This is a genomic window from Paenibacillus sp. LPE1-1-1.1 (assembly GCF_040676435.1).
GTDB lineage: Bacteria > Bacillota > Bacilli > Paenibacillales > Paenibacillaceae > Pristimantibacillus.
This window is the reverse complement of sequence record NZ_JBEGHY010000023.1, coordinates 702,022-726,185: the sequence shown is the minus strand read 5'-3', so window position 1 is coordinate 726,185 and position 24,164 is coordinate 702,022. Positions and strand designations below refer to the sequence as shown.

The following is a 24,164-nucleotide window of genomic DNA, read 5'->3' as shown; positions in this document are numbered from 1 at the left end:
TTTTGCGGACTTGCATGACGTCCGCAAAAGCATTTTTTATTTTTGTGTGTTTCTGTGCAAAAAGCGAGCAATTGGCACATATATGTCACGATTTAGGACCATTTGAGAGCATTAACGGTTTCCAATTTACATATCGCGATAATAAGCGGATTCAATCACCTATATGAATATTTATACTGTTTGCTCGCATTTCACGATGCTGATAATATTCACTCATGCTTACAAAATAGATACGGGGAGATGGATTTACTTGGACGTTTTAAGGCAGTTGAAAGCATTCTATTGGGCGGAACGAAAGTTTTTGTTCTCTTCCATATTATGCTTAATGTGCGCTACGGCGCTCGGACTTGTCTATCCGAATTTGCTGCGTTACCTCATTGATGATGTGATCACGCCACAGAAATTCGAATTGGTACCTGCGCTTGCTTTTACGGTGGTTGGAGTCGTTTCATTTAAAGGTTTTATGCAGTTTTTGCACGGTTTTTTTGGCGGACGGCTTGGAAATAAGGTGGCATTCCGCATGCGGAACGCTTTGTATGACAAGCTGCAAACGCTGTCCTTCCAGTATTACGACAAAGCGAAGACAGGGGATCTGATGTCTCGCCTAACGGCGGATTTGGAAGCGATCCGCAACTTTATCGGTTTTGGCTTTGCTCAAATATTGAACATGGTCCTCATGATTGTGTTCGGCGGGGCCATGATGCTCTCGATCCATTGGCAGCTAACGCTTATAACGCTGGTTACGATCCCGCTGCTCGGTTTCGCGGCGATTCGTTTCGAACGCAACATTCATCCCGCATTCCGGGAAATGCGTCAAGCGATGAGTAATCTTACCACCGCGGTCCAAGAGAACATCACGGGCGTGCGCACGGTCAAATCCTTTGCGAGAGAGACGCATGAGGTATCCAAGTTTTCGGTGCGGAGCGAAGCGTATCAGACGAACCAAGTCGGCGCAGCAAAGATCTGGGCTAAATTTTTTCCGGTCATGGAGCTTGTCGCTAACTTAAGCGCTGTCATCCTGCTCGTTACCGGCGGTATTCTTGTCATCAACAATTCGCTTAAGCTTGGCGAATTCGTCGCATTCTTCAGTTTAATCTGGTACATTATCGGACCAATGTGGGGACTCGGGTTTCATATCAACAACTACACGCAGTTCAAAGCGTCAGGCGAGCGCGTGCTGGGACTGCTGAATGAGCATGTCCACGTCAAAAATACAGAAGATGCGATTGAGGTCAGCAATGAAACCGTGAAAGGCCATGTACGCTTCGATCATGTGACGTTCAGCTATCCGGACAAAACGCCGGCCGTCACGGATTTGGTTATCGATGCGCCGGCAGGCTCCGTTATCGGGTTTTTGGGAGCGACTGGCTCGGGCAAATCGACAATCATTCAATTGCTGATGAGAGCCTATAACGTGAAAAACGGAACGATTACGCTGGATGGCATCGACATCCGCAACCTCGATGTTGCAAGCCTCCGCCGTTTGATTGCTCCCGTGTTTCAAGAGACGTTCTTGTTCTCCGCGTCGATCAGGGACAATATTGCATACGGCGTGCGCGACGTCACACCGGAGCAAATCGAATACGCCGCTAAGCTCGCTAAAGCGCATGATTTTATTATGGAGCTGCCGCTTGGCTACGATACGATCGTCGGTGAAAGAGGCATGGGCTTATCAGGCGGACAGAAGCAGCGGATTGCCATCGCAAGAGCGCTCATTAAAAATCCGCGCATTCTTATTTTGGATGACGCAACAAGCGCAGTTGACATGGAAACCGAGCATGAAATTCAAGCAGGCTTTAAAGAGCTGATGGCTGGGCGGACGACGTTTATTATCGCTCACCGTATTTCTTCGCTCCGACATGCCGATGAAATTATCGTCCTCGATAAAGGCCATGTCGTGCAGCGGGGCACGCATGCGCAATTAATCGCTCAGCAAGGCCCTTATCGGGATACTTATAACATTCAATATGCTGATTATCCGCTTGATGATACAACATTGACTGCGGGGGCGCATGATCGGAAAGGGAGTACCGTATAATGAGCACGAATGCCAAAGCAAAGGTAAGCAATAAAAACGAACGCTTCATTTATCAAGACGATGAGCTGATCGAAAAACCCTTTAACTGGGGACAGCTGCGCAGATTGTTCATGTATATGAAGCCGTACTCTAAACAGTTAATGCCTGTTATTTTGATGATGATCCTAGGAACAATGACGCGTCTTGGCGTACCGGCGCTCGTCATTCTCGCCATCGACGAAGCGATCGCGCCGGCTAACGGGGCAACGAGCGTACCCAAGCTGCTCGTCATTGCAGGAGCCATGCTTTTCTTGTATATTATCCAATGGGCATCCAATACGTACCGCATCAAATATACAAATATTATCGGACAAAAGGTTATCTATGACCTGAGGAATCATTTATTCCAGCATATCCAGAAGCTCAGCTTCCGCTTCTACGATAAACGGCCGGCTGGATCCGTGCTTGTCCGCGTGACGAACGATGTTAATGCTTTGCAGGATCTATTTACGAACGGGGTCGTCAATCTATTGATGGACTGCGTTCAGCTGTTCGGGATCGTTATCATCCTGCTCGTTTGGAATTTCAAACTCGGCATTGCCGTGATGATAACCGTTCCGCTTATGTTCCTCGTTTCAACGACCCTGCGCAAAAGAATTCGTTTTGCGTGGCAGGATGTCCGGATTAAGCAGTCTCGAATCAACTCCCATTTGAATGAGAGCATTCAAGGGATGAAGGTTACGCAGGCTTATGTGCAGGAAAAGGAAAACATGGGCTTCTTCGACCAAATGAATACGGTCAACGTCAAGTCCTGGAACAAAGCTTCGGCGATGAACCAAGCGTTTGGTCCCGTCATCGAGGTCACCTCAGCCATCGGAACTTTTATTCTGTTCTGGTACGGTGCCCATCTCATTCAAACCGGCGCGATTACCGTCGGTTTGCTGGTCGGGTACGCCAACTATATCGGAAACTTCTGGGATCCGATCAACCGCCTTGGTCAAATGTATTCACAATTGCTGATCGCGATGGCGTCATCGGAGCGTATCTTTGAATTTATCGACGAAGAGCCAACGGTCGCCGAATTAACGCAAGCGAAGCCGCTGCCTAAGATTAAAGGCGCCGTTACGTTTGACCACATTGTGTTCGAATATGAGAAGGGAAGGCCTGCTCTAAAAAACGTGACGATTGATGTGAAGGAAGGGCAATCTATCGCGCTTGTCGGCCACACCGGTTCCGGCAAAAGTACGATCATAAACCTGCTTTGCCGCTTTTATGATCCCGTAGAAGGCCGCGTGCTCATCGATGGCATCGATATTCGCGACGTAACGATCGAGAGCCTGCGCTCGCAGGTGGGGATCGTCCTTCAGGATACATTTATCTTTGCAGGCACGATTCGTGACAATATCCGCTATGGCCGGTTGAACGCAACGGACGCGGAAGTCGTTAAGGCTGCCCAGGCCGTTAATGCGCATGATTTCATTATGGGGCTTCCCGACGGATACGATACACAGGTTGAAGAACGCGGAAACGTACTCTCGATGGGCCAGCGTCAGCTGCTCTCATTTGCAAGGGCTTTGCTGGCCGACCCGCAAATCTTGATTTTGGATGAAGCGACGGCGAGTATCGATACGGAGACGGAGCTGAAGATCCAAGAAGCGCTGAAAATACTGCTTGCCGGTCGCACTTCGTTTATGATTGCCCACCGGTTGTCGACGATTCGCCACGCGGATGAAATTATCGTGCTTGACCATGGTCAAATCGTAGAGCAAGGCAATCATGAGACGCTGATTAACAAACGTGGCGTTTATAACGGATTAATCGAAGCACAGTATCGATTTCTGTAATAATGGTTGATTTTTCATCAAGGAACCTCCACAATGGAAGAAAAAACGAACCGAGGCGTTTATCTTTGCCGAACAAGGCAGAGGAAAACGAATCGATTTGCTTCCAGGAGGTTCTTTTTCTTTATGTATGGATCACCGTTAACATCGAATGCCCGTAAATTGCTGCTGTTAGGCTCCGGCGAGCTTGGGAAAGAAGTCGTATTGGAGGCTCAGCGCCTTGGCGTGGAGACGGTTGCCGTTGACCGCTATGATCATGCGCCGGCGATGCAAGCCGCGCACCGCAGCTATACGGCCGATATGCTGAACGGCGCCGAGCTGCGCCGTATTATCGAGTTGGAGAAACCGGATTATATCGTTCCGGAGATCGAAGCGATCGCAACGGAGACGCTGCTGGAGCTTGAAAAGGAAGGACATCGCGTCATTCCGACGGCTCGCGCGGCATGGCTCACGATGGACCGCGAAGGCATTCGCCGGTTGGCTGCGGAGACATTGGAGCTCCCGACGGCGCCCTACCGTTTTGCCGATACGCTCGACGAATTGCGGCTTGCCGCAGAAGAGCTTGGCTTTCCCTGCGTCATTAAGCCGATTATGAGCTCCTCTGGCAAGGGCCAAAGCGTTTGCCGTTCCGAAGCGGAACTTGAAGCATGCTGGAGCTATGCCATGGAGGGAGGCCGCGCGAAGAAGCAGCGTATTATCGTAGAAGGCTTCGTCACGTTCGAATCCGAAATTACATTGCTGACCGTTCGTTCCGTATCCGGGACAAGCTATTGCCCGCCGATTGGTCATGTTCAGAAGGATGGCGATTATATCGAATCCTGGCAGCCGCATGAAATGACGGAGGAGCAAATCGCGCAAGCCGAGGCTATTGCATTGCGGATTACGGATGAACTCGGCGGGTATGGCATTTACGGTGTCGAGCTGTTCATAACGAAAAACGGCGTATTGTTCAGCGAAGTATCGCCGCGTCCGCATGACACGGGGATGGTAACGATGGCTACGCAGGATTTGTCCGAATTTGCCCTTCATGTCCGTGCTATTCTAGGATTCCCGATTCCAACGATCCGGCTGCTGACGCCAGGCGCATCGCATACGTTGAAAGCAGACCGTGAATCTGATTCATTCCGTATCGGCGGTATTGAGGAAGCACTTTCGGTGCCAAATACGCAGGTTCGCGTATTTGGCAAGCCCGAGACGAAGGTAGGCCGCCGTATGGCCGTAGCGCTTAGCAGCGCTTCTGACGTGGAGCAAGCACGTGAAGCAGCGCGTATGGCCGCCGAAGCCCTATATATTAAATATGATAACTAATTGACAAGGATCAAAGAAACCTCCAGATTTCCCGATAAGGGGAATTGGAGGTTTTTTACTCCTATCGTTCAGAATTTGCGCAGTCGATTGATAAATAGCAGCAGCAGCGGGATAAGCGTCAACACTATCGGTATCAGGAATGGAACGGCATACATTAAATAGATTCCGAATCTGGATGTGCTAGGTAAATCCCAAAAGCTGAACACGAGCACGAGGATGCCTATCGGGAATACAATAGGCCGATACTCCGATAAATGCATCGTTTGTGCGAAAGAAAGAACGGACGCATATAAAAATACACTGATCTTAACGAAGTTTCCTACGATCCACATCGCGAGAAGCAGCGCCTCTAAATTTTCAAAAAAGTTGGCAGCGCTAATATAACGGAAAGCGACCAGTACCGGATACGATTTGTTGCCCGTGTCTGATCCAAACAAAAATAGCATAATTAAGTTGACATAAGTTAAACTGAGTACGACAGCGCCCAATACCAGATGGCCCCATTTTCGGCCTTTGTTCGAATCGGTCATACATGGCAGAAAAAAGGTCATAAAAAATAATTCACTGAGCCACGCCTGCGGCGTGGCCGTTCCTTTGAGGACCGGGATAATACCGTGGCTAAGTATAGGGAAGATGTTTCGTACATCCATATCGGGAATGAGGAGAAGAAGGAACAATAAAGGAATTATGAAAATCGGCGTGAAAATAACGGCACTCCTCGCCATGGTCTCCACGCCGCCGCGTACGGCAATCGAGGCGAGCAAAAGCATGGTAGCGCTGATGAGCAGGATCGGCGTTTTAAATAGGAAGCTGCCCTTTACGAATTCGGCATATTGGCGAATAATCGTACCATTGGCGTGAGTGGAATAGAGAAAGAAAATCGTACCGATGATTTTCCCTGCTAATTTCCCGACAATCCTTTCACTGTGCTGGACGACGTTTTCTTTCGGATATAGCTCGTGGAGCCGAACCGCTGCATATACAGAAGCGAGACCCATAAAGATGGAAAGGATTCCCGTCATCCAAAGGTCGTTCTGAGCATACTGGTACGTAATCGTCGGCAGGGCAAGAAATCCTGTGGCCAGCACGGTCGGGTACAGCAACAGTACCATCTGGACGCCTGATATTTTTCCTTTCTCCAACATGATCATTCACCACCTCGTTTTATTTTTCAATCAGACCTCTGAACGGGTAGAAGATGACTTCAAGCAGCGTGGTTGGGCCAGGCATGTTTGGAAGATCCAGCATAGACAGCACCCATCCGATAAGGAGCAGCGATACTAACGCCGCCTTGTCCTTTGCCGGTTTTGCTTTCATTCGCGGCCATTCAAAGCTTAGGATAAGCAGCGCGGCGATCGTCACTCCGATAAAAAAAGCCAGTCTCATTTTTCCTGCACCTCATCTTCAGGTATTCCTCCCGGCGCGTTAATCAGTCCCGGTCTCTTGATTGACGCATTAACATCGATCAATACTTCAACCTTGGGAAACAGCTCATTCCAATTATCTTTGTTTTTCTCCCATTGCTTTGGATATTTCCGGTGAAAAGCGGTCGCAAAGCCTAAAATATCTGCCTTATTTTTTTGTTGGACCTCTTGAAGCGCTTCATCGATACGATCTCTTATATCATCCTCAAAAGCCTTGTCCATCTTCTCCAGAAATTTTGGATTCATCGGGTTCCATTCGGTACCGTTCTGAATGATGTCTCCCTCCGCTTTCACCTTGATCGTCATCATCCATTTGTCGCCTTCGATTTTCGGAAGGAGCTTGACTTTAGCTTTAACCGGTTTTAACGAAACGAGATCTTTATTCCCGTCCATCGTAAACGTCACGGTATATTCATCGATTTCATTTAAAATCCACATCACGCCGCGCGTCGTTTTTTCCGAAATTTGTCCGACCATTTTGTCTTTTTTGAACAGTGCGGCTCCCATGAGATACGGAATCGTTTGAAGCGGTTCCGCTGACTTGACTTTTGGGAGGATATGAACGAGTGGAAGTGCTGCCGCCTCAGCATCCCCTTTCAACATCATGCTTAACTGCTCAAGCGTAACCTTAACCCCAATCTGCAAATCAGCTAATTCCCTCAGCACTTCCGATGAGCTGCGTTCAATCGGCGGGAACAATTCGAGTGATTCCGACGCTTTTCCTTTGCTTACAAACATATAAGCCCTCTCTCTCGGCTGCGGATGACGAACCAAAAAATCGAATTCGTCCTTGATGCCTGCTTTCGCGACTTCTTCGCTGAATATAAATACTTTGCATTGTCCCCAAAACAGTCTTCGCGGAATTTTTCGTTGCAGCTTTGACAACGCATCGGAAATATTTATACCTTTTTCTCCGCGGATGGTTGTCTTTTTCGGTGCTCCGCCGCTTACTCCGCCCGACAAGCCGCCACCTTGGTTTTGCGGAATGATGACTTGTATGGTTGTTTGAATTTGCTTGTCCTTCGTCAGGTCGAAAGACATCGCCGTAACAAGCGCGAGATCGTTCAGCTCCGTACGGTCCCAACAGCCTTCAAGAAATACGAATAATGTAAGTAAAATACATAATTTTAAACCGTTTTTCACAAGGTTGGACCCCCTTGTCTGCCGATTTTCTTCGACGTATAACGGCCGCAAGTAGCAAAAGCAGCGGAATGAGCGTGAAGAACGTTGGTAACTCTAAGGATAATATTCTTAAATGAGATATGATCACGGGAATCATTCCATGGCTAAGAATCGGAAGTATGTTTTTTACGTCCAACTCGGGAAATAGCAGTAATAGAAAAAATAGAGGCAAAATAAAGATTGGCGTAAAAATGGCAGAACTTCTGGCAAGCACTTCAATCCCACCACGTACGGCTGCAGCGGAGAGGAAGACCAAGGAGGAGATGATCAGTAGGATCGGAGTTTTAAATAAAAAGCTTCCTATCACGAATTCAGCATATTGACGGGAAACAATGCCAGAAATATACAAAAGATAAAGGAAGTATACGATACCCATGATTTTTCCAAGCGTTTTACCGATAATATGTTCGCTGTACTCGATAAAGGTCTGTTTCGGGTAAATCTCATGCATACGTGTCATCACATAAACGGTAAGAAATCCCATCAAAGAGGCGAGAATGCCGGTCAACCAAAGATCGTTAGCCGCATATTGGGCCGTAATTGTAGGGAGGACGAGAAATCCCGTTAATAGTACGGTTGGGTACAGCATAATTGCCATTTGAAAAGCTGAAATTTTTCCTTTCTTCAGCATCCATTTCACCTCTTTTCTTTAGACTTCGCCTCCCCGTTCAGGTCCCGGTTTTTGATTTGGCGCTTGCCGGAACTCATCGTAGTCCCCTGTAAAACGCGGACGCGTATTCATCATCCACCAAGGAGCCCGGATCAGCACGTCTTTCAATTCCTTCATTTTTGGAGTTGCGATGGCTGACAAATAAGGAACACCGAAAGAACGCAGGCTGCACAAATGGAGCACAATAGCGATAATACCCATCATTATGCCAAGCAGCCCTAATGAACCTGCGAGAAAAATTAACGGAAAGCGCAGCAGCCGTATCGCAATACCGGCAATGTAACGGGGGATCATAAAGGACGAAATCCCGGTGATAGCTACGACAATAACCATCGGCGCAGACACGAGGCCGGCTTGAACCGCCGCTTGGCCAATGACGAGCGCTCCGACAATGCTAACGGCAGAGCCTACCTGCTTAGGCAGCCGAACGCCCGCTTCACGAAGCGCTTCGAAGGTCACTTCCATCATGAGCGCTTCAATTAATGCAGGAAAGGGCACTCCCTCCCGCGAGACCGCCATACTGAACAGCAAATTGCCAGGAACCATCTCTTGATGAAAGGTCAGAACCGCTACATAAAACGAAGGTAGCAGCAAAGCAATCAAAGTAAACATATAACGAAGCCAACGCATTGCGGTGCTTACCCAGTACCGCTGGTAATAATCTTCCGCTGACTGCATTAAGGAAAATAAGGTGATGGGGGCAATTAAAACAAAGGGAGTTCCTTCAACCAATATCGCTATCCGCCCTTCAAGCAAATTGGCGCAGGTCACATCGGGGCGTTCCGTAGAAATGAGCTGCGGAAATGGCGAGTAGGGCATATCTTCAATAAATTCTTCAATATATCCACTTTCCAGAATGCCGTCGATTCGGATACGCTTAAGCCTAGTTCTCACTTCTTCCACCAATGTCGTATCGACTAGCCCCTCGATGTATGCGATGACGACATTGGTCTGGGTGTACTCGCCGATTTTCATCGTTTCCGTTTTGAGCAAAGGACTTTTCACAATTCGGCGAATAAGCGAGGTATTCGTTCGCAGCGTTTCGGTAAAGCCCTCACGCGGTCCCCGAATGCCAGATTCAGCAACGGGCTCTTCGATGGGGCGCTTTTCCCATTTATTCAAACCGAATGCGAGACCTGTTGATTCTTGATCGCGCAGCAGTATCGGAAGGCCGTTTGATAAATATTCAACGCATTCTTGAAAGGTGTTAAAAGGCGTTGCTTTCGACGTTGATATTTTCCGCTCAGCGAGCTGACCGATTGCATATACTTTCCCGTCCGCTTCTTGCATGAGGGGGGAGATGACATTGGCCTCAATTCCCCCGGAGTCGACAAGACCGTCAATATAGATCAAGATAGCTTTAGTCTGGCCTTCAATGATGAAAGAACGAAAGACGATGTCCGAGCAGTTGGTATAAATAGAGCGGAGCTGCTGTTCGTTTTGTTGTAAATCGGTAAAAAGCTGCTGTATTTGACTATGATTTGCGTTTTGCTGCTGAGCACGCTCGTCGTGTATTTTTTTTATGGAAGCTTTGGTGAGCTTTTTAAACAAGCGCCGCGTGTTCATAATCATATATTCCTTTCAACAAAGTCACTTTGTTCGTTATGGTATCCAAAATTTCCTTTTATATGTAAATCCGCCGGGCATGTAAACACAACATCATAAATACAATAAGATAAAGTTTCTAACAGGAAACATTTTGAACGTAGGCGGTGAAAGCATTGGTGAGTTCCGGGAGAGTTGAGGGTACACGCGATCTTCATACCCAGGCGACATTTCAGGCGCTTGTCGATGCTATAATTCCGCCTGTGTGCGAGTGCACGGGCTCCTCGGAAGCAAAGCAGGCACCGGGGGCGTTACAACTTTGTATTCAAAATTACGTCATTAAGGAACTGGATTTTTCCCAGTTTATACCGGTAGATGCGGAGCCGAATATCATTCCGCTTTCCAAGTCAACGGCGATATTGCTTGATATCGGTGCAGCGCAATTTCTTAACTTAAACCATGCGCTATTACCTAGCAGCGGGTTGTCGTATCCCTGCGAGGGATTATTTTCTACTCTTCCGCGCAGTGACAGACTACGTGCGGTCACTTTGCTGGACCACCTTGCTGTTCCCCTTGAAAGTCTTCCGCAGCCCTTTCAAAATAACCCTGCGCTTGTTCAGGTCATGATGTCTTCCATTAATCAATTAACATTGTTCGGCTACTACTCGGAATGGTTCGGATATGGAACGACCCGATTTTTACCGTCAAACCTTAAGAGAATCGAATGCTGCCCGCCTAGCTGGAAGCTGGTCGGTTATCCGGGACCCTCTTACGGTTACCGCGACTTTCGCGGTTTCTTAATGCGTTTTCCTCATCAGAAAGGGAGGATCTGAATGGCAGATCAAGATGTCATCGTGATCGGTGCAGGCGGTGGAGGGGCAGTCATTGCCAAGGAGCTCGGAGATTTGGGGTTAAAGGTTTTGGTCTTGGAAGCAGGTCCCTGGTACGGTAATAAACGATGGCCGGAACCGAACAGCAAAAGGGGAGCGGCAAGCAGTTCGAATACCGAGGATTTGGATGTCGTTCTCTTTAAACAGATCTATAACAAATTAGAGGATACAATGGACAACCTGATATCCGGCAGAGTCCGCTGGGGGCCGGCTGACAGCAGACGCGCTCCGTGGAACCGGACACTTTCACAGAAAGGGTTTATTTGGCAAAACTCAGGCGTGGGAGGGAGCACGCAGCATTATCTTTCCCATTCCCCCCGGGCATTTCCGCTGGCGGTTGATGATGTTTGGCCTATTTCTTATCGTGAATTGATACCCTACTATGAGAAAGTCGAAGCTACGCTGCCTGTCGATTTTGCTCCTACAACTGCTAAGGAAGAGTTGTTTTATTATGGGGCCAAAAAAGCTGGCTGGCCTTTAATTTCGACGCTGGATGTGACGAGTCCCGGTTACCGCCCCCAGCCGAATGCCATACTTCCGCCCAATCGCCATTTGATGAATCCGAATTATTCGTTAGAGGAATTATCTTGGATGGAAGGGTGCACGTTAGCCGGGCATTGCATTAACGGTTGTCCGCATGGGCCCTCGGTTGATAAGATAGCCAAACGCTCCACTAATGTAAGCTATGTCCCGCTAGCATTAAAGACAGGCAATGTTCGAATTAGGCCAAATGCGTACACGACTAAGATATTAACGGAAACAAATCCACTGGGCGAGCTGCGCGCCATAGGCGTAAAGGTTCGGGATACCTGGACCGGGGAGACGGAAGACATCTATGCAAAAACCGTAGTCATGGCTGCCGGCTGCATTGAAAGTCCGCGACTCTGGTTAAATTCGGACTTGCCCAAAAACGAGTGGGTGGGGAAAGGGCTTGTTAATCACTATTTTGACTGGGTAACGGGAATCTTTGATGAGAAAGTATTATATTCGATCCTGGGAACGCCGCATATTGATTCGTTTGCCGGCCATACATCAGGCGCAAGGCTGGACTATCCAGGGGTAGGCTGCATTCAGGTAACGGGTCTGAGCCCTGGATTAACTGCCGTATTTAGCTATGGGATCAGCGAGTCAGGCTATAATTTCCTTCAGCCTCCTGCACCGGATGCCCCTTGGAACGCGCAAGGACTTATCGTTGGTCCAGAGCTGACAGGATTAATGGCAGATTATCGAAACGCATTGCAAATAACCATTTATGCAGATGATGACGTGGACCAACGTAACGGGATTACCGTTGAATCGAATGTCGCGGATGAACATGGCCCGATTCCACGGGTTAGTTATATGCCAAGTCGACGGGCTCGAGAGAACCGGGATATATTAATGAAAATCGCAATCGATATTTTAGAAAAAGCGGGAGCAAGGCAAATCAGCCGCGCCAATTGGCCGCCGGGTATGTTTCTACATATGGAAAGCTCAATGAGAATGGGCTTTGTCATTGATACCGATTGCGAAGCTTATCAGGTCAAACGATTATTCATAGCCGATAACAGCGCTCATTTTAATGGATTAGGAGGAGCAAATCCTACGCTTACGACACAAGCCTTAGCCACGCGGACAGCTGAAAAAATAATGAACAAGTATTTCAGCTAAAATGCCTGCATTGCAATTTCTTTGGTGAATGAATACAACAAAAGGGGGTATCTTATTTGTGAAGAATGAGATATAAGAGGTGAAAAAATGAATTTGCTGGAGATCTTAAAGGATGCGATAAAACCTTTTGTAGACGGAAAGAAGCCGCCTTTGCATGTAGGAGAAGTGATGAATCTATGGTTCTATTTGGCTGCTTCAGAGCAAACCATGAGGGGAGAACAAATATCCTTCAATATTGTCCAAGATGAAGAACTCAAAGAAAACCTTAGAGAAATCATAAACAATGTCCATGCCCCGATTATTAAGGAAATTACGGAATTTCTCAGAGAAGAAGGGGTATCTCTTCCTCCGTCTACGCCGGATAAACCGATCGGAGATTTTCGAGAAATCCCGGAAGGCGCAAAATTAAACGACGAGGAAGTCTCCAATCTTTTGCAATTCAATATGGTATTAGGCATAAACTATGCTTGCCGGGGATTGACGGAGGCCGTCAGACCGGATGTAGCGGCCATGTTTGCCAAATTTCAAATCATGAAGGTTACGTATTCTTTACCTTTAAAGGATTTAGCGATGAAAAAGGGTTGGTTTAAACAACCTCCTTACTACCAGCCGGAGCATGTTTGAAGCTGGTAAAATCTTCAGAGTTAAAACCGCAAATGCTGCGGTTTTTTTTATGCCCGGGTAACATCATTTTTTCATTTTCATCTGTATCGAACCGATTATCAGCATAATTAACGGAATGAAGAGACAGATTGTCAATGTAAAAGGGATCCAAATTTTCGTGTCGAAATCCATCATATAAACAACATTCGGATAGACCACAAGCGAATATACAACCAAAATCATGCCGTAGGGTAACACAAGGGGGCGGTAATCTTTAAGCCCGAAAATTTGCGCAAGCCCCGTTACGAAATGATAGGAATAAAATGAAGTTTTAAAAAAAATGGTTAAAAACCACATGCCTGCCATTAGAATCTCTACCCGCTGAATAAAATTGCCGATATTTATTTTTTTAGCGAGAGCATAGCTGGGGTAAATATTTCTTTCACTGAAATCTGCGCCTAATATCGCAATACTCAGAAAAGTAATAATAATGACAAATATTCCGCCTAATAAATTCCCTATAAAAAATGCTTTTGCTCCTTTCTCCGGATGATTCAAACAAGCAGGAAATACCATAAGAAAAACAATGAGCGGAAGAGCAGCCGTACCGACAAAAGATAACGAAGCCTTAAAGATCGGTTTCATGCCAATCTCGGTAATAGGCTGTATTTTTTGAATATCCATTTCAGGTATAAGGAAAAGCGTAGATACAACAAACAGCAATAAAAACCATGGGAATAAGATTTCGGCTGCCCGAGCCAGCACTTCAAGTCCAAGCCGCAGACCCATCATAACAATTCCTGCAAATAATATGATAAAAGACTCAATCGGCGTCTCAGGCATAACCTGCGTCGTCATGAAATTTCCCATATAAAATAATACGGAAGAGGCACCGATGAACGAAAAAAAAATAAAAAGCAGAGAAATCAGTTTGCCTATCCATTTACCGAATAGCTTTTCCGTATATTCAATTATCGTCATAGCTGGGAATTGTTTGCTGAGCAATAGATACAGGCCCACAACGAATAAACCTAATAGCCAGCCTACTATGGCAGCAATCCAAGCACTCTGTTCCGCATCAGCGGCGAGACTCGATGGAATGACTAAGATAGTCGTGCCAATCGTATAAAACATGACAAGCACAGTAAATTGTCGTATTGAAATTTTTATGTTGCCTGTCATTGGCTATCACTCCAATCTTACTTTTTATGCATTTGTTTGGATACTTTCTTGCGGAGCAAACCGACGCCAAGTATGGAAAGCGGCAGCAATAATCCAATCGTCAACGCATAAGGGGTCCATATTTTTGAATCGAAATCCATCATATAAGTCACATTCGGATAGACGACAAGCGAATATACGACCAAAATCATGCCGTAAGGCAAAGCAAGGGGACGATACTCCTTAACGCCAAAGATTTGCGCAAGACCCTTCAAGAAGCTATAGGAGTATAATACGGTTTTAAAAAATATGGTCAAAAACCACATCCCCGCAACTAAGATTTCTACCCTTTGAATAAAATTGCCGACATTTATTTTTTTCGCTAAAGCGTAGCTGGGGTACATATTTCTTTCGCTGAAATCTACCCCTAATATCGAAATACTTAAAAAGGTGATGATGATAACAAACACTCCTCCGAGAAGAGCCCCAATAATGAAGGCTTTTTCTGCGTCCTTCTGATTATTTAAGAAAGCAGGAAATATCATCAAGAGAATCACAAGCGGAAGGGAAGCAATACTTGCAAATGTTAACACTCCTTTCATTATCGGTCGAATGCCGCCCTCGAATACCGGTTGTATTTTTTGAATTTCTATCTCAGGCAAAAGGAAAAGAGTAGTAACAAAGAACAACAAAAGAAACCATGGGAATAAGATTTCGGCGGCCCGGGCAATGACTTCAAGACCGAGACGCAGCCCCATGACGACAATGCCTGCGAAGAGAATCGTAAAGGACTCGATCGGCGTTTCAGGCAAAACCTGCGTCGTCATGAAATTTCCCATGTAATATAATATAGAAGCAGCCCCTATAAACGAAAAGAAAATAAATAGGAAGGAGACGAGCTTGCCTAACCATTTCCCTAGCACTTTTTCGTTATATTCAATGAGCGTCATATTGGAAAGCTGCCGGCCTAACCATATAAACATCCCTACAATTAATAATCCCAATGCCCATCCTAGAATCGCAGCAATCCAAGCATCCTGATCAGCATCCGCAGCCAGGCTTGATGGAATAACTAATATGGACGTTCCGACCGTATAGAACATGATAAGTACGGTAAATTGACGAGCTGAAATTTTAATGTTGATGCTCATTTTTTTCACTCCAATATTACTTTAGGAAGCTGAATAACAAATCACTGAATGGTTTAAAGATGATAAAGAGCAGGTCGAGCGGATTAGGGATAGGGAATTGAAGAGACTTCGCTATGCTTAACCCGGTTCCAAGCACAAGCAGGATAGAAAAGAGCCAAAGCTCCCTTTTTAATTTCGCTTTCAACAAAGGAGGAACCTCGATCAAGGCAATGAAAGAGGCTGTGGCCACGATTCCCGTAATCATCCACATCTGATTATTCCTCCTTTTCTCTATGGAACGAATTGGACACTGTACCGATACGCCTAATCTTTACATCTACCTTTACATTGATCTCCAAGTTTAAAAACTGTTCCTCCCAATCCTGTTTTAACGTTTTCCAAGCTGCAGGGTTCGACCGGCGGATGGCTTCGCCAAATCCGAAAATATCAACCTTTAGTCTTTTCTGCGTCTTATGGATGGAATCCAGGATGATTGCCGTTACTTTTTTTTCTGCGCTTTTTTCAAGCATATCGATCGTTTCTCTATTTGTAAGATCGATTTCGCACTCCACCTCGCCCACGTTTTCTTCCGTCTTTATTTCGATGTCAATTTGCGGTTTTCCATTTTTCACTTTTCCTTTCACATCCGTTTTTGACTTCATGATCTCTACGGCTATATTACCGCCCTCTGGACATGCAAGAGTCCCAACCGTGTTCCTTACTTTATCTCGGATGTAGCTATAACCTTTGCTTTCCTTTTCGTTCAACCAGCCGATTAATTTATCTTCTTTGAATACGGCTAAACCCGAATATCTTAATTTACCCGGAGGCTCTATGTATTCCACGTTTTGTTGGGACTGGCCTTTATTTACGTTAGTGACTTTAACAGCTGTTAAGACTGGGCTTTTCCCTTCGCTAATAATGTCCGTAATGAGCTCATCCAGCGTAGTCGTCAATGTTGGCGCCCACACCTTCTGAGATGTTTCAAGGGAAAGAAACAGTTTGTTTGCCGGTATTTTCTCAACAGGGGTTAATACCTTCAATACATCCTTGGCTGACGAACCCTTCGCGATAACGATGAAGAAATCCGTTCGCACCTCATGGTCCCGGGAGAAATGATCGAGAGGTTTCTCGATCCCTTCCCTTGCCAATGCCTCGCCAATCACGAGCACGCGAAGATGCGCCATGTAAATGACTCTGGGACTGGTGGTCGTCATTTTTCGTATTGCTTCGAATATCGTATCCCCGGTTGCTTCATAAACGGTTACCGGCGTACGGTTCCCGCTCGGTTTCGCCGACGCCACTTCCCCCGGATTGACTACCTGGGCAGAGACCCGGTATCCTTTCCCTTCTTTATCGATTCCGATCCCTACTGAAATCCCTAGCTCATTTAATTCCCGTCTATTCCAACATCCTGTTAACAGGTTAAGAAGAAGGAGGCAGCTGATGAAAACTATATACTTTCGTTTCATTAAGTTTGCTCCTTTCTTGACCTTATTCAAGTCTTTGGTTTAGTGGGCGGGGACATTTGCTCACGAATCACGTTCTTCTGATTTATCAAGCGAGGCCTTGAAGTCATTGCCCAGTGGGGAAGGCGGAAAATCGTATCCTTTAAGTCGGAAAGCACTAAAGGAGCAAACGGACTCATGTAAGGAATTCCGAAGGAGCGCAAGCTGCAAAGATGCAGAACAAGCGCAATTAAAGCGACTACTATCCCGAAAATGCCGAAGGATGCGGCTAGACCCATGATGATGAAACGAATCATACGAATAGAGATTGCCATGCTGTATCCCGTAATGACAAAGCTAGATATCGCGGTAATCGACACGACGATAACCATGGATGCCGATACGATGCCGGCTTCAACAGCCGCTTGCCCTATGACCAGCGTACCGACGATCGATACGGCTTGTCCAATCGGCCGAGGCATTCTTAGACCCGCTTCCCGCAAAATTTCAAAGGTTACCTCCATCATTAAAGCTTCGATGAAAGCAGGGAAGGGTACGCCTTCCCGCTGCGCAGCTAAACTGATAAGAAGCTGCGTAGGCAGCAGCTCTTGGTGGAAGGTGGTAATCGCTATATAGATTGCCGGTCCGACCATGGCAATAAACAAGCATATAAAACGGATGATCCGGAGGAGGGTACTGATATCCGCGCGCAGGTAATAATCCTCCGCGGTTTGAAAAAACGAAATAAACAAGGTTGGAACGATGAGAACAAAGGGGGTCCCATCGACCAAAATAGCGATACGGCCTTCTAATAGCTCGGCAGCCACCACATCGGGCCGCTCAGTGTTATTAATGGTTGGAAAAGGAGAATAGGGTTCATCTTGTATCAGCTCCTCGATATATCCTCCCTCCAAGATGCCGTCGATGTCGATTTTATCAAGTCGTTTATGGACTTCTTCGACAATCTTGTCGTTGACGATTCCTTTGATGTACATGATGGCTACATCGGTTTTCGTAACGCTGCCGATTTGTTTTGTTTCCAGCCAAAGGTTAGGGTCTTTAATTTTCCTGCGGATCATGGCCGTATTCGTACGCAGCGTTTCGGTAAAGCCTTCCTGCGGGCCTCGAACGACGCTTTGAGCGACAGGTTCCGAGATCCCCCGGCTTTTCCACCCTTGGGTGCTGGCAGAAATCCCTTGCAAGCAGCCGTCTAATAAAATTACCGTGTCTCCAGATAAAATAGAGTTATACAAAGAGGAGAAATCGGTAATTTCTTTGTTGTCTCCAATTTGGAGGGCCATGCCTTTCAATGATTCCAGACGATTATCGCTTTCAGAAAGCTGCTCGATCGGTTCGATTTGTGAATCCTGCATTAACGATTCCATAAAAAAATCCGTGATGACTTGTTTATCAGCTAATCCGTCCGTATAAAGAATGGCTGTTTTTGTCTTCTTATCTTTGCCGCTCCGGATCTCCCGGATAATGATATCCGTGCTGTTGCCGAGATCCATTTTGATCTTTTTTATATTTTCATCGAGACTTGCATACAGCGGTTCCGCTTGCGCGATAATTTGTTGTTGACCGCTTTGGCCAGAGGAGTTGAAGTTTCTTTTTAATTTCATAGCAATATTTCCTCGCGATCTCTCTTGTATACGGTATCGTAACGAAGAAAGGCCTATTCCTTCCTTAATACCGGACCTATGGATAGGCGTTTACTCACGACTATGGCGATCTTCAAAACAACCATAGGCAAAAGAATATAATAAATCGGATCCCACCACACAAGGCTATACAAAATTCCTGCTATTTTCAGAGTGATTGTTACTAATGCTGCAAAAGCTGAAACAAACGCATATTTTAACCATTTATATTTCCAATGGAGCTTGACCGTTATCACAAGGATTAGACTCAAGCACATATAATAAACGGCGGAAAAAGCGGTTGTATCATGAGCTAGGCTAACGAACCAGCCTGGACGGTAATATCTGTTGTTCAGCAGCATAATAGGGAGAATATGCAAGGTACCTGTAATCGGGCCTATAATGAACAACAGGATCAAAAAGTGAATGGCACCTTTTAAGGGTTGTAACAATTTGAGGTGCAGCATTTTAGCCGTAGCAAAATATGCTGGAAGGCCTAATGCAGTATAGCTTAGGCGCCACCAATTGTGAGAATAGATGTGCAGGTATAGAAATAATATTTCAATACCTACGAATAAGCCTGTAAAAACAAACAACCAAATCCATCGTAAACGAAAAACGGCAATGAAGGCTGCTGCCGAAGGTAAAGCTAACGCATTGGATGCAATCGCTCCCATATTACTATCATAATAAGGTTCATCAGCTAAAAATTTCGGGAAGTATTGATAGCTGCCCATGAAAATATAAATGATAGCTTCAATGAAGTAACCGAGACCTACCATAAAAAAAAACAGCAATAGGCTTCGCTTGTTTCTTTTTTTCAGACATACGTAAACGAGAAGAAGTAGGCTAAGGATCCCTAATCCCAGATACCAATACGAATTAAAATGCATGGTTACACCCCATAACGAGAATATTTCTTTATTATGGTTTCGTTGCTTGTTTTTATACCTATTTACAGTTATGGATAAGTTTTCAGATGTTCGTTTGTTTGAAATTTTCAGGAAATAGAATAAAGAAAAGGCGATGAGGTGAATATAAAATAAGAAAAATTATGAAAACGATGGTGGATATATGCATGTAGCGATTTGTTTATTTACGATTTTCTCGACATGGCGTTGGGGTGACTGGCAAAATTGGCGGAAATACCACGCGACTATGTTCTACATAGCGGCAGGCGGATTATTATACGAGTATTTAACTAAAGACTATACGCTATGGATTTTTCATCCGGATTTTCTATATAATCAGCAAATAACTGTCATTGTATATGCTTTTGTTACGATGCCGCTTAGCGTGTTGCTCTTCTTGTCAAGGTTCCCGCAAACATTAAAGAAGCAGCTTATTTATTTAGCCAAATGGCTGTTGATTTACACGATAGTAGAAATCATTTTGCAATACTTCGGACGAATTTCTTATCAAAACGGATGGAGCTTATTCCATTCGTTCTTATTTGATATCATGATGTTTCCTATGCTGGTCTTTCATCATAAGAGGCCTCTGCTCGCCTATCTGGTTTCTATCGTAATCGTAGTACTATTAATGCATTGGTTGGATGTTCCGATGAGCTAACTTTTTTGCAGCGGGGATGTTATTATAAACATATAGGCATTAGAAACACGTCATATTGAAATCATGAAGAATCGGGGAATGTAAGGATGAGCAAGAAAAAAAAGCAGGCAGCGTCATCCGCGGCAAAAGCTGCGCCGAAAGGCGAAAAGGACAATCCTGTATTGCTGAATGAGCTTCTGAGCGCAGATACCGTAAAGAAGCTGAAAGCACAGGCCGAGGAATTGAAGAAAGCCGAGGAGACCCGCAAGGAAGACATCCGTAAGCAGGAGGAAGAAAAGAAAAAGCAGGAACAAAAGCGCTTGGAAAATGATTTCTCGTATTTGCTTGAAAATAGCGATCCGAGCTGGTCCAAGCATAAATAGCCGTTTCTTGTTTTTTTATATTCATGACAGGCCTCATCGAAAGCACCCTCCCGGGTGCTTTTTTTATTTTAGAAAAACGTAAAAGCTCCTTTACGGGAGAAGGCCTAATGCTCATAATAAGGCTTTGTATGGCATGCCAGGCCGCAGGATGAAGAAGGTTGTGTAGATAGTCCACTATTACAAAAAATTTCGAATATTAAACTGTAACCGCATTCATTAGTATTAAAAACAGGAACAAAAACGTTAAAGAGCTCTACATTACAAGGGAGGTATACCATGAAACAAAACCGCAAGGCGTTATTCATCCTCATGCTGGCCATCTTAATGTTTGCAACTCTGCTTGCAGGCTGCTCGGGCGGGACGAACAAGGAAAATGAGACCGGGCCTTCACAGACCGAAAAAACAACAAGCCCGGAGAACAGCGGGAACGAACCAACGAATGCACAAACAGAGGATTCGAAAGAGCCGGTTAAGCTGAAATTCACATTCTGGGGAAGCCCGCAAGAGAAAACGGCAATCGAGCAGGCGACGAAAAAGTTTACGGAAAAATATCCTTGGATTACCGTGGATGCGATTCATATCCCGGAGGCGGATTATGATGCGAAGATAACCGCAATGGTAGCGGGAAATGATTCTCCGGATCTCGGTTATATGCACGGGGAGCTGGCGGATCCGTGGCAAAAGGAAGGGAAATTCGTCAATATGTTCGAGCTGCTGGACAAAGACGACGAATTAAAGCGTGAAGATTTCTTGGATTACATCTGGTTTAAGTCTTCCGAGGACTTCGCTTACGGAATCAGCACAGCCGGCGAGACATTCGGTTTGTTCTATAATAAAGACCTCTTCGATACTGCGAAGCAAGCCTATCCGCCATCCAAACCGGAGGAAGCATGGGACTGGGATCAATTCGTCGAAGTGGCCAAACAGCTGACGCTGGACAAAAACGGCAAGAATGCTTCGGAAGAAGGCTTTGATCCGAATAATATCAAGCAGTACGGCGTGTCGTTCGAAACATGGCATGGACCGATCCACGCAACCGTTATTAACAATGAGGGCGAATGGATAACGAAGGACGGCAAGTTTGGGTTTAGCGAGCCGCAAGCAACGGAAGCGATTCAAAGACTTGCCGATCTGATCAATGTTCATCATGTTGCGCCTTCGCCGGTGCAAATGAAATCGATTCCGTCGCAAGCGGTCGCGCTGCAATCCAAGCTAGTTGCCATGTCTATGCACGGACAATGGATCAACCTTGATCTTGGAGCAGCCAAAGTTAACTACGATATCGGCGTTCTTCCGAAAATGAGCCGTTCCGTACCGATGGGCATTAGCGGGGCCTCCGTCATTTACAAATCCAGTAAGCATCTGGATGAAGCCTGGCTGTTAACGAAGTTTTTGGAAAACCCGGAAGGCTCGCTTGAACTGTACAGCGGCGGATTATGGATGCCGACGATGACGAAATGGTATACCGAGCCTGAGCTTATTGCCAAATGGGCAGAGAATAACCCGGCGCATCCAGCCGGCTTCAAGGATGCGATGATGAACAATTTGCTGAATAACGGCGTGCCTAACGGATCCTACTATATTAAAAACTTCTCCAAGGTGAACGCCATTACATTCTCCGGTATGGATGAAGTATGGCTTGGAAGGAAAACGGCCGCAGAAGCGATGAAAGAAATCGAAGCGAAGGTGCAGCCCGAAATTCAAGGCAGATACGATGTAAGCCCATAAGTTAGAGGAGGAGAATTGCTATTCGGGCGGCCGGCATTGCCGGTTGCCCTAACCTACCAATAGTTTGGAGAGAGCAACTATGAAATCAATAGCGGGCTTCCGGGAACGCTCGATCGTGCAGGAGCGTGCCGGCAGGAAAAAGCGTTCATCCAAGGAGTTCGGCTACGGCATACTTTTCGCGTCACCTGTATTGCTGGGCTATCTCATTTTCGTCATCGTACCGATTGTAGCAACGCTGTATCTTAGCTTCACTTCTTACAGCGTTGGAACGACGCCGAAATGGCTGGGGTTCGATAATTACGTCCATTTATTCGAGGGATCCGATCCTTTTTTCTATCCGGCAGTTAAGGCAACCCTCTATTATGTGGGGCTTAGCGTACCCCTTGGCATTATTCTATCTTTCTTTGTGGCGATCTTGCTTAACCAGAAAATCGTGGCCAGAGGGTTTTTCCGCAGCGTATTTTATTTGCCGGTCATCATTCCGCTGGCTGCCTCGTCGATGGTATGGATGTGGCTGCTCCAGCCGGATTTCGGTATTGTCAATTATGTGCTGGATTCGCTTCATTTGCCATCCTCGAAATGGCTGGGCGATACGACATCCGTGGTGCCGACGCTTATTTTGTTCAGCTTCTGGACACTGGGTAACACGATTGTTATTTTTTTGGCAGGCCTGCAAGGCATTCCTTCTCATCTCTACGAAGCCATCGACATTGATGGCGGAAACGCATTTCATAAGCTCATATACATCACAATCCCGATGAGTTCTCCCATTATTTTCTTCAATACGGTCATTGCCTTTATTAACGGCTTTCAGACCTTTGTCCAGCCTGCCGTCATGACGCAAGGCGGACCGAATAATTCAAGCCTGTTTTATGTGCTTTATTTGTTTAATGAAGGCTTCAAGTCTTCCCGAATGGGGAGTGCCAGCGCGATTTCGGTGCTGCTGTTTATCGTCATCATCCTGTTTACCGCAGCGATATTTTTCTTCTCCAAATCATTTGTCTATTACGAAGGGAAGGGGGGGAAGAAATGAGAAAGCTTCCTATTCTTCAGCGCTGCGTCATTTACGCTTTGCTGCTCGCGGGTACGTTCTTTTGTTTATTTCCTATATTCTGGATGCTGCGAACATCGTTGATCGGTATGGGCGATCTTTATCAGGTGCCGCCCACTATATTTCCGAAATCGCTCAGCTGGGAAAATTACAAGTCGGCGCTAGAAGCGTACCCGTTCGAACGTTTTTTCCTTAACAGCACGATCGTAACGGGTTCCGCTGTCGTAGGCGTGCTGCTTTCAAGCTCGATTTGCGCATACAGCTTTTCGCGAATCGACTGGAAGGGCAGAGACAAGGTGTTTGGATTTATTCTGTCAGGCCTAATGATTCCGTTTTTCGTGGTCATGATTCCGCAGTTTGTTTTCTGGAATGCGCTGTATCTGACGGATACGTTCGTTCCGCTTATTGCGCCTTCATGGTTCGGAGGCGGCGTGTTCAATATCTTTTTGCTGCGTCAGTTTTTTCTCAGCATTCCTAGAGATTTGGATGAAGCGGCTAAGGTTGACGGTGCCGGACATTTCCGGATCTATTGGCAGATCATTTTGCCGGTAGCGAAACAAGCCATGATTGTCGTCGGTTTGTTGACGTTTCTTGCCAATTGGAACGACTATCTCGGACCGTTAGCTTTCATCACTTCTGAGAAAAATTATACGCTCATGCAGGGACTTACACTGTTCCAAGGCTCTTATTCGGCACAATGGCATCTCATGATGGCAGCCACCGCCGTCATTGTCATTCCATCGCTAATCATTTTCTTCATCGCGCAGCGGCATTTTATCGAAGGGATTGCAATGACTGGCATAAAAGGCTAACTGCGGTTATCGTTATGCTTACGCTTCAAAACAAATGGTCGTGCTGCAGGCAGGATGCTGCTTTGACTCGAGCCATGAAGAAAGCGCTTACAAAATAATGGGTTCGAAAATTCAATCGAAATTGGAGGAG

Annotated in this window: 22 protein-coding genes; 11 read left to right on the top strand and 11 right to left on the bottom strand. The window is 46.0% G+C overall.

What is annotated here, in order from left to right; translation table 11 throughout:
- Positions 1–250 precede the first annotated feature (250 nt).
- From MRBLPE1_RS19950 to purT, 3 genes are all read left to right on the top strand, one after another.
- On the top strand, positions 251–2,038 hold the full coding sequence (locus tag MRBLPE1_RS19950) for an ABC transporter ATP-binding protein (RefSeq protein ID WP_364148740.1): 1,788 nt from the start codon (positions 251–253) through the stop codon (positions 2,036–2,038).
- On the top strand, positions 2,038–3,861 hold the full coding sequence (locus MRBLPE1_RS19945; protein ID WP_364148738.1) for an ABC transporter ATP-binding protein: 1,824 nt from the start codon (positions 2,038–2,040) through the stop codon (positions 3,859–3,861). The genes MRBLPE1_RS19950 and MRBLPE1_RS19945 overlap by 1 nt, the downstream gene beginning before the upstream one ends.
- A 123-nt stretch (positions 3,862–3,984) precedes the next feature.
- Complete coding sequence (purT, locus tag MRBLPE1_RS19940) at positions 3,985–5,166, top strand: formate-dependent phosphoribosylglycinamide formyltransferase (protein ID WP_364148736.1); 1,182 nt, start codon at positions 3,985–3,987, stop codon at positions 5,164–5,166.
- Positions 5,167–5,234: 68 nt separating this feature from the next.
- On the opposite strand, the gene MRBLPE1_RS19935 is transcribed toward purT, so the two are convergent.
- From MRBLPE1_RS19935 to MRBLPE1_RS19915, 5 genes are read right to left on the bottom strand one after another with little or no spacing between them, the layout of a single operon-like run.
- The gene (locus MRBLPE1_RS19935) at positions 5,235–6,311 is read right to left on the bottom strand and encodes a GerAB/ArcD/ProY family transporter (protein ID WP_364148734.1); all 1,077 of its coding nucleotides are present in this window, start codon (positions 6,309–6,311) and stop codon (positions 5,235–5,237) included.
- A 19-nt stretch (positions 6,312–6,330) separates the two neighbouring features.
- Positions 6,331–6,552, bottom strand: a complete 222-nt coding sequence (locus MRBLPE1_RS19930; RefSeq protein WP_364148732.1) for a hypothetical protein — start codon at positions 6,550–6,552, stop codon at positions 6,331–6,333.
- On the bottom strand, positions 6,549–7,733 hold the full coding sequence (locus MRBLPE1_RS19925; RefSeq protein ID WP_364148730.1) for a Ger(x)C family spore germination protein: 1,185 nt from the start codon (positions 7,731–7,733) through the stop codon (positions 6,549–6,551). Before MRBLPE1_RS19925 ends, MRBLPE1_RS19930 begins: the two co-directional genes overlap by 4 nt.
- On the bottom strand, positions 7,681–8,403 hold the full coding sequence (locus MRBLPE1_RS19920) for a GerAB/ArcD/ProY family transporter (RefSeq protein WP_364148728.1): 723 nt from the start codon (positions 8,401–8,403) through the stop codon (positions 7,681–7,683). The genes MRBLPE1_RS19925 and MRBLPE1_RS19920 overlap by 53 nt, the downstream gene beginning before the upstream one ends.
- 18 nt (positions 8,404–8,421) lie before the next feature.
- Complete coding sequence (locus tag MRBLPE1_RS19915) at positions 8,422–10,014, bottom strand: spore germination protein (protein ID WP_414698903.1); 1,593 nt, start codon at positions 10,012–10,014, stop codon at positions 8,422–8,424.
- A gap of 152 nt (positions 10,015–10,166) precedes the next feature.
- Here MRBLPE1_RS19915 and MRBLPE1_RS19910 point away from each other — a divergent pair, with 152 nt between their 5' ends.
- The 3 genes from MRBLPE1_RS19910 to MRBLPE1_RS19900 all read left to right on the top strand — a co-directional run bounded on the left by MRBLPE1_RS19910 (position 10,167) and on the right by MRBLPE1_RS19900 (position 13,151).
- Positions 10,167–10,820, top strand: coding sequence for a hypothetical protein (locus tag MRBLPE1_RS19910; RefSeq protein ID WP_364148724.1), 654 nt, complete (start codon positions 10,167–10,169; stop codon positions 10,818–10,820).
- Positions 10,821–12,527 (top strand): GMC family oxidoreductase N-terminal domain-containing protein, encoded by a 1,707-nt coding sequence (locus tag MRBLPE1_RS19905; protein WP_364148722.1) that lies wholly within the window; start codon positions 10,821–10,823, stop codon positions 12,525–12,527. It abuts the gene before it with no gap.
- Positions 12,528–12,614: 87 nt separating this feature from the next.
- Positions 12,615–13,151, top strand: a complete 537-nt coding sequence (locus tag MRBLPE1_RS19900) for a DUF3231 family protein (protein WP_364148720.1) — start codon at positions 12,615–12,617, stop codon at positions 13,149–13,151.
- A 63-nt stretch (positions 13,152–13,214) separates the two neighbouring features.
- On the opposite strand, the gene MRBLPE1_RS19895 is transcribed toward MRBLPE1_RS19900, so the two are convergent.
- Genes MRBLPE1_RS19895 through MRBLPE1_RS19870 form a run of 6 tightly spaced genes read right to left on the bottom strand, consistent with a single transcriptional unit; the run spans position 13,215 to position 19,402 of the window.
- Positions 13,215–14,312 carry a GerAB/ArcD/ProY family transporter gene (locus tag MRBLPE1_RS19895; protein ID WP_364148718.1) on the bottom strand — a complete coding sequence of 366 codons (1,098 nt, stop codon included), beginning with the start codon at positions 14,310–14,312 and terminating at the stop codon, positions 13,215–13,217.
- 17 nt (positions 14,313–14,329) lie between these two features.
- Positions 14,330–15,442: a GerAB/ArcD/ProY family transporter gene (locus MRBLPE1_RS19890; protein ID WP_364148716.1), complete on the bottom strand. Its 1,113-nt coding sequence runs from the start codon at positions 15,440–15,442 to the stop codon at positions 14,330–14,332.
- A gap of 16 nt (positions 15,443–15,458) precedes the next feature.
- Entirely contained in the window at positions 15,459–15,692 is a 234-nt protein-coding gene (locus MRBLPE1_RS19885) for a hypothetical protein (RefSeq protein WP_364148714.1), read from the bottom strand.
- Between the two features lie 4 nt (positions 15,693–15,696).
- Positions 15,697–16,893: a Ger(x)C family spore germination protein gene (locus MRBLPE1_RS19880; protein WP_364148712.1), complete on the bottom strand. Its 1,197-nt coding sequence runs from the start codon at positions 16,891–16,893 to the stop codon at positions 15,697–15,699.
- A gap of 26 nt (positions 16,894–16,919) precedes the next feature.
- Complete coding sequence (locus MRBLPE1_RS19875) at positions 16,920–18,491, bottom strand: spore germination protein (protein WP_414698902.1); 1,572 nt, start codon at positions 18,489–18,491, stop codon at positions 16,920–16,922.
- 53 nt (positions 18,492–18,544) lie between these two features.
- Positions 18,545–19,402 (bottom strand): hypothetical protein, encoded by an 858-nt coding sequence (locus tag MRBLPE1_RS19870; protein WP_364148710.1) that lies wholly within the window; start codon positions 19,400–19,402, stop codon positions 18,545–18,547.
- A 181-nt stretch (positions 19,403–19,583) separates the two neighbouring features.
- Here MRBLPE1_RS19870 and MRBLPE1_RS19865 point away from each other — a divergent pair, with 181 nt between their 5' ends.
- From MRBLPE1_RS19865 to MRBLPE1_RS19845, 5 genes are all read left to right on the top strand, one after another.
- Positions 19,584–20,081, top strand: coding sequence for a CBO0543 family protein (locus MRBLPE1_RS19865; RefSeq protein ID WP_364148708.1), 498 nt, complete (start codon positions 19,584–19,586; stop codon positions 20,079–20,081).
- Positions 20,082–20,167: 86 nt separating this feature from the next.
- Positions 20,168–20,443, top strand: coding sequence for a YqkE family protein (locus MRBLPE1_RS19860; protein ID WP_364148706.1), 276 nt, complete (start codon positions 20,168–20,170; stop codon positions 20,441–20,443).
- 276 nt (positions 20,444–20,719) lie between these two features.
- The gene (locus MRBLPE1_RS19855) at positions 20,720–22,171 is read left to right on the top strand and encodes an ABC transporter substrate-binding protein (protein WP_364148704.1); all 1,452 of its coding nucleotides are present in this window, start codon (positions 20,720–20,722) and stop codon (positions 22,169–22,171) included.
- 79 nt (positions 22,172–22,250) lie between these two features.
- Positions 22,251–23,204, top strand: coding sequence for a carbohydrate ABC transporter permease (locus MRBLPE1_RS19850; RefSeq protein ID WP_364148703.1), 954 nt, complete (start codon positions 22,251–22,253; stop codon positions 23,202–23,204).
- Positions 23,201–24,034: a carbohydrate ABC transporter permease gene (locus MRBLPE1_RS19845; protein ID WP_364148702.1), complete on the top strand. Its 834-nt coding sequence runs from the start codon at positions 23,201–23,203 to the stop codon at positions 24,032–24,034. The genes MRBLPE1_RS19850 and MRBLPE1_RS19845 overlap by 4 nt, the downstream gene beginning before the upstream one ends.
- Positions 24,035–24,164 lie beyond the last annotated feature (130 nt).